Origin of the sequence: Kitasatospora sp. NPDC001539, assembly GCF_040298565.1 — a bacterium.
GTDB lineage: Bacteria > Actinomycetota > Actinomycetes > Streptomycetales > Streptomycetaceae > Kitasatospora.
In genome coordinates, this window is record NZ_JBEPAK010000271.1 from 1 (window position 1) to 8,989 (window position 8,989).

At 68.7% G+C, this 8,989-nt stretch carries 8 protein-coding genes and 2 pseudogenes; 6 read left to right on the top strand and 4 right to left on the bottom strand.

Translation table 11 applies throughout. The features are described from left to right. Positions 1 to 243 precede the first annotated feature (243 nt). The 3 genes from ABT247_RS28710 to ABT247_RS28720 form a co-directional block, all read right to left on the bottom strand. Complete coding sequence (locus ABT247_RS28710; RefSeq protein WP_502892519.1) at positions 244 to 600, bottom strand: ATP-binding protein; 357 nt, start codon at positions 598 to 600, stop codon at positions 244 to 246. 158 nt (positions 601 to 758) lie between these two features. Then, positions 759 to 1,502 carry a dienelactone hydrolase family protein gene (locus tag ABT247_RS28715; RefSeq protein ID WP_350748060.1) on the bottom strand — a complete coding sequence of 248 codons (744 nt, stop codon included), beginning with the start codon at positions 1,500 to 1,502 and terminating at the stop codon, positions 759 to 761. A gap of 925 nt (positions 1,503 to 2,427) precedes the next feature. After that, positions 2,428 to 3,216, bottom strand: coding sequence for a GntR family transcriptional regulator (locus ABT247_RS28720; RefSeq protein ID WP_350748063.1), 789 nt, complete (start codon positions 3,214 to 3,216; stop codon positions 2,428 to 2,430). A 251-nt stretch (positions 3,217 to 3,467) separates the two neighbouring features. On the opposite strand from ABT247_RS28720, the gene ABT247_RS28725 reads away from it, so the two are divergent. From ABT247_RS28725 to ABT247_RS28745, 5 genes and pseudogenes are all read left to right on the top strand, one after another. Beyond that, the gene (locus ABT247_RS28725) at positions 3,468 to 3,827 is read left to right on the top strand and encodes an SCO3933 family regulatory protein (protein ID WP_350748066.1); all 360 of its coding nucleotides are present in this window, start codon (positions 3,468 to 3,470) and stop codon (positions 3,825 to 3,827) included. Positions 3,828 to 3,838: 11 nt separating this feature from the next. Beyond that, complete coding sequence (locus tag ABT247_RS28730) at positions 3,839 to 4,030, top strand: hypothetical protein (protein WP_350748068.1); 192 nt, start codon at positions 3,839 to 3,841, stop codon at positions 4,028 to 4,030. Beyond that, a complete protein-coding gene (locus tag ABT247_RS28735) occupies positions 4,030 to 5,334 on the top strand; it encodes an FtsK/SpoIIIE domain-containing protein (RefSeq protein ID WP_502892520.1) in 1,305 nt (434 codons plus the stop codon). Before ABT247_RS28730 ends, ABT247_RS28735 begins: the two co-directional genes overlap by 1 nt. Then, positions 5,334 to 5,525, top strand: a complete 192-nt coding sequence (locus ABT247_RS28740) for a hypothetical protein (protein ID WP_350748071.1) — start codon at positions 5,334 to 5,336, stop codon at positions 5,523 to 5,525. The genes ABT247_RS28735 and ABT247_RS28740 overlap by 1 nt, the downstream gene beginning before the upstream one ends. Positions 5,526 to 5,796: 271 nt before the next feature. Next, a pseudogene (locus ABT247_RS28745) lies at positions 5,797 to 7,119 on the top strand (replication initiator). Between the two features lie 108 nt (positions 7,120 to 7,227). Here the strand turns inward: ABT247_RS28745 and ABT247_RS28750 are convergent. Next, positions 7,228 to 8,715, bottom strand: a complete 1,488-nt coding sequence (locus ABT247_RS28750) for a recombinase family protein (protein ID WP_350748080.1) — start codon at positions 8,713 to 8,715, stop codon at positions 7,228 to 7,230. Between the two features lie 25 nt (positions 8,716 to 8,740). Between ABT247_RS28750 and ABT247_RS28755 the strand changes: the two are divergent. Continuing rightward, positions 8,741 to 8,911, top strand: a pseudogene (locus ABT247_RS28755) (dicarboxylate/amino acid:cation symporter); the annotation flags it as partial. Between the last annotated feature and the right edge of the window lie 78 nt (positions 8,912 to 8,989).

Here is an 8,989-nt window from a genome sequence, read left to right on the forward strand (position 1 = left end):
GGTGACGGCGTAGATCTCCGCCTGGGCGGCGTTGACGATCTCGTCCACGTCGCCCTCCGCCGCGTAGCCCATGCCGGCGATCCGGCGACAGCCCCCAGGGAGAACCAGCTACCGTTCCCGGAGTGGTCCACGTGGTCCTCGGCCTTTGTTACCTCAAGGCGGTAGCTGCGGTGCGGCGTTCGAGATCTTGACCAGCTAGAGGGTCGGTAGGCGCCTCGCCGAGGTTCCGGCGGCTGGGAACGGTCACAGCAGGAGGCCGGCTGGATCTCCACCGGGGTCGTCGGCCAGCATGATGGTGACCCTGACGCGCTTGCCCACCGGCTCGCGGCGCACCTCGAAGCTCTGGCACACCTTCATGACGATCTCCAGGCCGTGCTGCCCGACCCGCGTCGGGTCTGGGGGACAGGCGGCGGGCAGTGTCGGGTCAGTGTCCCAGACGCTGATCTGGACGGCGCCGCTGCTGATCTCCAGGTCCAGCAAGCAGGGACCGGGCGCGTACTTGTGGGCGTTGGTGACCAGCTCGCTGACGACCAGCTGCACGATGCCCATTGCGCGCTCGGAGACCGGGATGCTGGCTTTGTTCACGAGAACCGACAGCACTTGTACACGAGTTTGGGCGGCACTCGAAGCTGTACAGGAATCGAACAGTTCATGGGCGTCGGGCACCGCGGGCCCCGGTTGGCAGGGGCCCGCGGCAAACGACGAACAGCGCCCTGGCCAGCAGGCTTATCGTCTCTTGGTGGCCTGGCGGCCCCGTCTCACTTCAGGTGCCGGGCGAAGAACCGGGCCCCGGACTCGAGTTCATGCTGCGGGACGCCGGTGTGCCCGCCCATGTTGGCGTGCAGGGTCTTCTCCTTCGAGCCGAAGGCGTCGAACAGGTCCAGGGCCGCCTGCCGGTCGTTCGCTTCGTCGTCCCACTGCAGCAGCATCTGCAGCGGAATGGTGACCTCGCGGGCCTCCTCGAACATGGCGGCGGGCACGAAGCTCCCGGCGAAGAGACCGGCGGCCGCGATGCGCGGCTCGACCGCCGCCAGCCGGATGCCGATGGAGATGATGCCCCCCTCGTACCCGACCGGGCCGCCGATCTCGGGCAGCGCAAGGAGAGCGTCCAGGGTGGTCCGCCATTCCGGGACGGCCTTCTCGACCAGCGGGAGGATGAGGGCGTCGACAATCTCGCCGCTGACCGGCTCGCCGGCCTCGATCACCCGGCGCAGGTCGGTGCGGGCCTGGTCGAGGGCGGCCAGACGGGGCCGGTCACCGCTCCCGGGGAGCTCGATGGTGGCCACGGCGAAGCCGTACTTCGCCGCGTAGTACCGGGCCCGCCCCGCGAGCCGGGGGTACATCTTGCCCAGTCCGAGCGGCGGCGGGCTGATAAGGATCAGCGACGCCGGTGCGGATGCGGACGCGGACTCGGGCGTCCACAGGAAGCCGGGGATCTCGCCGAGGGTGAACTCGCGCTCGAGGACACCGTCGTCGAAGCGCTGCTCAGAAGTGAAGTGCATGGTCGTGCCTTTCGGGAGTGCTCTGAAACGGCGCTCCCGGACGACCTATCGCCCGACCGTGACCCCGGAGGGGAGCACCCATGTCGATACTGCGTTCACGGGTACCACCTCCTCGTTCTCTCGCACGGCCTCCGGGAAACCTAGCAGTGATCGCCATGGTCCGCCAAACGGATTCTTCCGCAGACTCCGTGACCGAATGTCACGGAGTCGGAACACTCCTCAGAGCCACTTGGGGCGTCATCGCGACTTCCCGAGGTGCGACCCTGCGACGGCACGGCGCGCTGGGGCCGCTGTCGTTTCTCATGAACATCGAACACGACGCGCCGCCGACGCCTCCCGATCTCGTGTACAGGTGCTGTCGGTTCTCGTGAACAAAGCCAGGATGCCGTGCGTTGCCTGCAGGTCGGTGAGGAAGTGGCGAGCCGCGCTGCGGGCCGTGGAGACCGGTTCGCTGCCCTCGAAGGCGAGGGCCGACATGATCGGGCGGCGAACCAGTGACTGGTCCTCGTTTTCGTGCAGCACTGTGCCTCACACCGCCCCCGTCGTCTGAGCAACCCGATTTCGGCGCACGGATACCCCGGAAACGATATGACACGCATCCGCAGGACCGACCCCGGCCGGCCTGACTTTCCGGTGGCAGTGCGCACGCGTGGAAGCTCAGCCCAGCCAGTCGTGGGGATTGGCGCTGTGGCGCCTGTGTTCTTTCTCCCCGGCTGCCAGGCGGTTCTGGTGGCGGATTCGAGTTCGAGGAGCACCTTGAGGGCCACCGATTACCTCACCGGCTCACGGCGCTGAGTGTGGCGGGCGGTTCAGCTGTGCGGCCCGGTCCGCGCGGCCGGGATTGGCCTCGCGCCCGGCCGGACGGGCATCAGGACTGATAGATGCCAGTTGCCCACCGACCCCGCCGCAAGGGTCAAAGATCGAGCTAACGGGCAGTCTTGGTTGTCCGGGCGGCGCGCTTGGGCTTGGCGGCCTCGATGTTGTAGGTCAGGCCGGTGGTCTCAGCGCCGAGCCTGGTCTCTTCGAGCAGCAGAGGAATGCCGGTGGTTTGGTCGTAGGTGATGCGGTGGACGACCAGCAGGACGGCGGCCTCGGACAGGCGGAGGGTCTCGCGCTCGTCGGGCTGAGGGACGCGGGCGCTGACCCGCTCGTGCCAGGCGAGTTCGTGTCCGGCGGCGGCCAGTGTCGCGTAGGCCTCGGCCGGGGTCACTCCAGGGTGTTCGGCGAGTTGGGTGTCCTCGATGCGCTCCATCGGCATGAGTAGGCGGTGGAGGGCGCGGCCGTCGTTGGTGGGGTCGGTGATCAGGCGGTCGCAGCCGATCATCAGCTCGTCGTGCTCCATCTCCAACAAGGGCGCCGTAATCGCATCGGTCCGAATCCGGTAGACGGCGGGCTCTTCAGCTTGCCTGAACCACGCGTCGATGGGCGTCTCATAGATGCCGCCCCGGTTCGTCACCGTGCGCTCCAAGGAGTTGGCTGGGCCGTGGACGGTGGTGCGGACGAAGGTTCCCCGTCCCTGCTTCACATCCAGCTGGCCTTCGCTGCGCAGTGCGGCGACCGCGAGGCGGACGGTGGGCCGGGAGACACCGTACTTCTCGGCGAGGTCGGTCTCCGTGGGCAGCTGCGTGCCGGGTGGCCATTCGCCGGCGGCGATCGCCTGCCGCATCGCTGCCGCCACCTGCTTGTGCAGGGCCTCGTTCCGAATGATCGCCATGGTGTTGACCCCTTGTCGCGGGCGCCGAAGAGTGGCCCGCTTCGCGTGTGCTGTGTCGTTTTCGAGGGTTCGCGTGGTCGTTTGCCCTGGTCGGGCGGCATCTCTAGGTCTGTCGTCAGTCGCTAGCCGTTAAACGTAAGCATGAATCGCTTGCGTCGGGGCGTCAAGGTAGCCCATCATCATGTCTGCAAAGGTAAGTACGTTTGACGACTTACGTCATGCTGCCTTTGGTGACCCTGGAGCGTGCTCTCATGCAGTCCATTCCCGTGGACGGAACCCGGCTCGGCACGATGACCTGCATCGTTGCCCCCGAAGCGAGGATCGCGAACCGCGAGACCGGCGAGATCAGGAAGGACCGGGACGGACAGACCGTCTACACGGTCGGTGTCGCTGTCCGGCAGGACGGCCGGCGGGCCTCGATCATCGAGATCAGCGTGTCCGGCGAACCGGTCGGCGTCGTGGAGGGCGTGCGGGTGCACGTCACCGGCCTGACCGCCTTCTCCTGGGCCATGGGGGATCGGCACGGCCTGTCCTTCCGGGCCGACGCGATCACCCCCGTCCCCACGCCCGCATCGGCCCCGGCGGCCTCCCGCAAGGGCGGCGACGCCTGATGAGCGGCGCGATGCGCGTGCGTCTACGCGGCCTGCTGCGCGAACTCGGCGACCTGGCCGAAGAAGTCGACCCGTTCGCCCCCGACGACAGCGGCGCCCAGCTCTTCGACCACATCGCCGTCGTCGCCATCAAGGCCGCTGGTCAGGCCCGCGACCTGGAGACCGAAGCCCACAACACGGCGATCGAGAACGGGGGACGGTGATGATGCTTGCTCAGCTGCTCTGGGTGATGGTGCTCGCCCTGGTGCTCGTCCTGCTCAGCACCGGCCCGGGGCTTCGGCGCAACTACCCGTACGTGTGGTGGTGCCTGGTCGGCTACCCCGTGACTGTTGTCCGGGTCCGCCTGACCTGGCGGCGGCTGACGACGAACCTCGGACTCGCGGTGGCCAAGCGCCCCGGGCGGGTGCTGCTCGGGGACATGGTGGTGAGGGGTGATCCGCTGCGGCCGGTCCCGCCCCGGATCGGCTTGCCGAAGCTGCGGCGCGGCGGCCTGGACGTGACGGTACGCCTCCACCCCGGGCAGGTTCCGGAGCACTTTCTCTCCACTGCCGATGCGCTGACGCACGCCTGGCGGGTCCACGCGGTCCGGCTGTTCTCCGACGACCGCGGGTTCGTCACCTTGTCCGCGCTCGCTTGGGACCCGCTGCGGGCGCCCGTCGTGCCCTACCAGCTGAAGCAGCGCGCACTGCGGGCGGTGGTCGGCCTGTTGGAGGACGGCCGGGCCTGGGTGATCGACTTCCGGAAGGCGCCGCACTGGCTGATCGTCGGCGCGACCCGCTCCGGCAAGTCCACCCTGATCGCCTCGCTGGTGAAGGAACTCGCCCCGCAACGCGTCGCCCTGTTCGGCATCGACCTCAAGGGCGGCATGGAACTGTCCCTCTTCGAGGACCGGTTGTCGGCCCTGGCCTCGACGCGGGCGGAGGCGGCGCGGCTCCTGGCCGAGCTGGTGGCGGAGACCGAAGCGCGGATGCAGTTGTGCCGCTCGGTCGGCGCCCGCTCGATCTGGGACCTGCCGGCCAAGCTCCGCAAGACACCCATCGTCGTCATCGTGGACGAAGTCGCAGAGCTGTACCTCATGGCCACCAGGGAGGACAATGCCGAAGTCGGGGAGATCTCCACTAATCTCCTCAGGCTCGCCCAGCTCGGCGCGGCCCTCGGCGTCCACCTCGTCGTCGCCGGGCAACGGGTCGGCTCCGACCTCGGCCCCGGCGTCACCGCCCTGCGGGCGCAGCTGGCCGGCCGCATCTGCCACCGCGTGAGCGACCCCGGCACAGCGGAGATGGCCCTCGGCGACCTCAACAAGGACGCCCTCGCCGCCGCACAGCGGATCACCCTCGCCGAACAGGGCGTCGCCATCACCACCGACGCCGACGGCCAGTGGCTCCGGGCCCGCTCGATCCACATCACCCCCGAACAGGCCAGGCGCATGGCCCGCAAGTACGCCCGCCTCGCCCCGTCCTGGCCCGGCCTCCACACGCCCGAACCCGACGAAGGGGTCTACGTCTGATGGGCGCCGCCCTCATCCTCACCGCCGTCATGGCCCTCGTCACCTTTCTCCTCGTCCGCTCCGGCGAACTCAAGCTCTGGCACGTGCTCCTCGTCGGCATCCTCGGCATCTACCTCGACCGCATCGGCTGGGCCGACCCCGTCGCCTACGCCGTCACCTGGCTCGTCCAAGGCCTCACCCACACCACCTGAAAGACGTGATCCCCGTGCCAACCCACCCAACCCGCACCGGCGGCCCCACCCGCCGGACCCGCTCCACCCACCCCAACGCCACCCCCGGCCGAGCCACCACACCCAAGGCCCGGCCGGGGCCCGGCGAACCCTGGCCCTGGAGACACCCACCATGACCCGCCCCAGCACCAACCCGTACACCGACCCCACCGCACGCCGCGCCCTCCTCAACCGGGAGGCGCGGCTGCGCCAACTACCCCTTGTTGATCGAGACTTGGTCCGCCTCGGTGAAATGCCGGACCTGAACCGCTGGCTGGAACAGATCCGCGCCACCGGCGGCTGCGCCGAACCGATCTACCTCACCGGCCACACCACCACCCTCGACGCCGACACCGGCGAAGTCCTGCGCCACTACACCACCGCCACCGAACCCGGCGGCCGACTCGCAGTCCGCTGCCGCAACCGACGGGCCGCCCGCTGCCCCTCCTGCGCCCGCGAACACAGCGGCGACACTTTCCACCTCGTCCGCTCCGGCCTCATCGGTGGCAAAGGCATCCCCGAAACGGTCCGGACACACCCGCGGCTGTTCGTCACCCTGACCGCCCCCTCCTTCGGCCCGGTCCACCGCGCCGGCGACTGCCACCCGCCCCGGCGCCGCCCCTGCGAACACGGCGGACGCCACGGCTGAGGCCGAACCCACCCCGGCGCTGACCCGCTGATCGGACAGCCGCTCTGCGCAGACTGCTACGACTACCCCGGCCACGTCCTCTGGAACGCCATGGCCCCGGTGCTATGGAAGGCCTTCCGAGACAACCTCTACCACCACGTCGCCGCCCGGGCAGGCATCGGCCGGTCGCAGGTGCGAACCCTGGTCCGCGTCTCGGCCACCAAGGTTGCCGAGTACCAGAAGCGCGGCGCCGTCCACTTCCACGCCGTCATCCGCCTCGACGGCTCCGACGGGCCCGCATCGGCACCCCCGCCCTGGGCAACAACGGACCTCCTCCTTGAGACGGTCAATAGGGCGGTCGCCGCCGTCGCACTGCCCTGCCCCCACTCGGCGGCCTACGGCGGCGGGCGATTCAGCTTCGGCACCCAACTCGACGCCCACCCCCTCACCAACGGGACCGGCGGACGGCTCACCGACGACGCGGTAGCCGCCTACGTCGCCAAGTACACGAGCAAAAGCGCAGAGACTGCTGGTGCCGTCGACCGCCGCATCACATCCCTGGCGGAGATACGGGCACTGCACGTGACGCCGCACATCCGTGCGCTGGTCTCGACCGCTTGGCACCTCGGCGGCCTGCCCGAACTGGAGCACCTGCGCCTTCGCGCCTGGGCCCACATGCTCGGCTACCGAGGCCACTGCCTCACCAAGACGCGGGCGTACTCCACCACCTATGGACAGCTACGTGCCGACCGCGCTGAACACGCCCGAGCCCTGGCCGGCACCCGGGACCTGTACGCCGACTGGGACAACGAAACCATCACCGAATCCGTTTGGCGCTTCATCGGGACCGGCCACAGCCCTGCCGAAGCACTCATCGCCGCCGGAATCACCGAAGACCTCGCCACCAATCGGGAGATCGCCAGGCAGTCAGCGGGTGAGCGGTCGTGACTGCTCCGGCGAGTGACCTGGTGGCGGACTGGATCGCGGAGATCCTTTCGCGGTGGGTGCCCCCGGAGGACTACGACGCGCAGCTCTCCGGGGTTGTGGCGGGGTACGTCAGTGAGCGTCGGCGGGTGTGTGCTCCTCAGCTGGGGGCCGCTGCCCGACCGGAACAACATTGATCGAGTCGAGCTCCGGAGGCTTCCGCCGACCTCGGCCGATGCTGTACACCTCGACCTCCGAAATCACGGTCGCCACGATGGCCCTGCGGCGTTCGAGGTTCTGCATCGTGTCGTCGCGCCAGACGGCAAGCGCGTCCACCTCGGTGTGGGACTGGGCGACTGCGGCGGCGGCCTCCTGGGCCCGCAAGGCCTGCAACTCCGTGCGAAGGTGACCCAGGGCGTCGAAGTAGTCCTCGTCCTCCAACTTTTGCCCCTTCCATCGGAGCCGCAGCAGGCGGATTCGCTCCTCAATTCGCGAGATGTCGCCGGTCAGGTCGACGCTAGACTCGGAGGGGGTGATCTTCGGCTGGCGGGCGATGAGCGCCGCCTCCACCACCTTGTTGAGCTGCTCTTCAATCCAGGTGTAAGCCCGGCTGATCTTGCCACAGGCGATACGACCGTCGGCTCCCGTTCTGCCGGTGTGGCACCGGGTCTGCCGGAACGTCCGCGTCTTGTCGCTGGTCCACTGGATCGCCATCACGGAGCCGCAACCGCCGCACTTCAGGAAGCCCGAGTACAGGTGCTTCCGCTTTCCGGACCCCTTGGCCACCGGGGTCGCGCGGCCGTCCAGGACGGCTTGGACGTTCTCCCACTCCTCCTTGGTGAGTGGATGCGGATAGATGCTGTCGCCAAGCACCTGGCCCTTGTAGGTGACGATGCCGCCGACGCGCTCGGACCGGTATACGCGCTTGACCTTGTGGGGCGTCCACACGGTCCCGCTGGCGGATGACCGCGCCCCCTTGTCGTTCCAGACACGGGCGACGTCGCCGGGCGTCTTGCGGTCCATGAGCATGTCGTAGCCGAGCCGGATCAGCTCGACCTCCTCCGCTACGACCCGCTGAAACCCGGAGCCGGCTTCGAATCCGAACACGCGGGGCCCGCCGGCGTGCGGCTTGCCCTTCTCGCGGCGCTGGAGCAGAGCCGAGTTGACCCGCTCCGCCATACGCTCGGTCTCCTGCTGTGCGACCGCGCCCTTGATCGTGAGGATCATGCGTCCGGAAGCGCTGGACGTGTCCTCGCCCTCAGTCGTGGCGAAGGCGAAGCCGCACTCCTTCTGCTCCTCCAGGAAACTGGTCAGCTCGGTGATGCGACGGGTGAGACGGTCGATCGAGTAGACGACGATGGCGTCGATGACCCCGGATCGGGCGTCCTTCATCATCTCGGTGTAGACCGGCCGGGGCTTCCGGCTGGTGGTGGACGCCGAGACGTCGTTCTCCGGGTAGACCTTGAGGACCGTCCACCCGAGGCGGTCACACAGTTCCCGGCAGGCCTTCTCCTGACGCTGGATGCCGAGTTCCTGGCCCTTGCGATCCTTGCTGATGCGAACGTAGATGCCGACCCTCGTAGCCTTGGGCATGGCCACCCCCTGAGCGCGAATGATCACGGTGTGCAACGTAGGTGTTTAAGGTACAGCTACGAACGTCGCCGGCCAGGCGCTGGTGCCGGTGGTGGTCGCCGCACGGGAGAAGATCCTGGACGTCGCGGCGTACAACAACCCCTCCGGCGACCTGTACGAGGAGGACGCGCCGAAGGCCGTCGCCCCGGAGCAGGCGGGCGTGAAGACGCCGGCCGCGGTCTGACCGGAGCCCGTCGACGGGGCCTCCGCGGAGGTGTGTTCCAGACGTTCCAGACAGACGAGGGCCTGTTCCCGGCGCCGT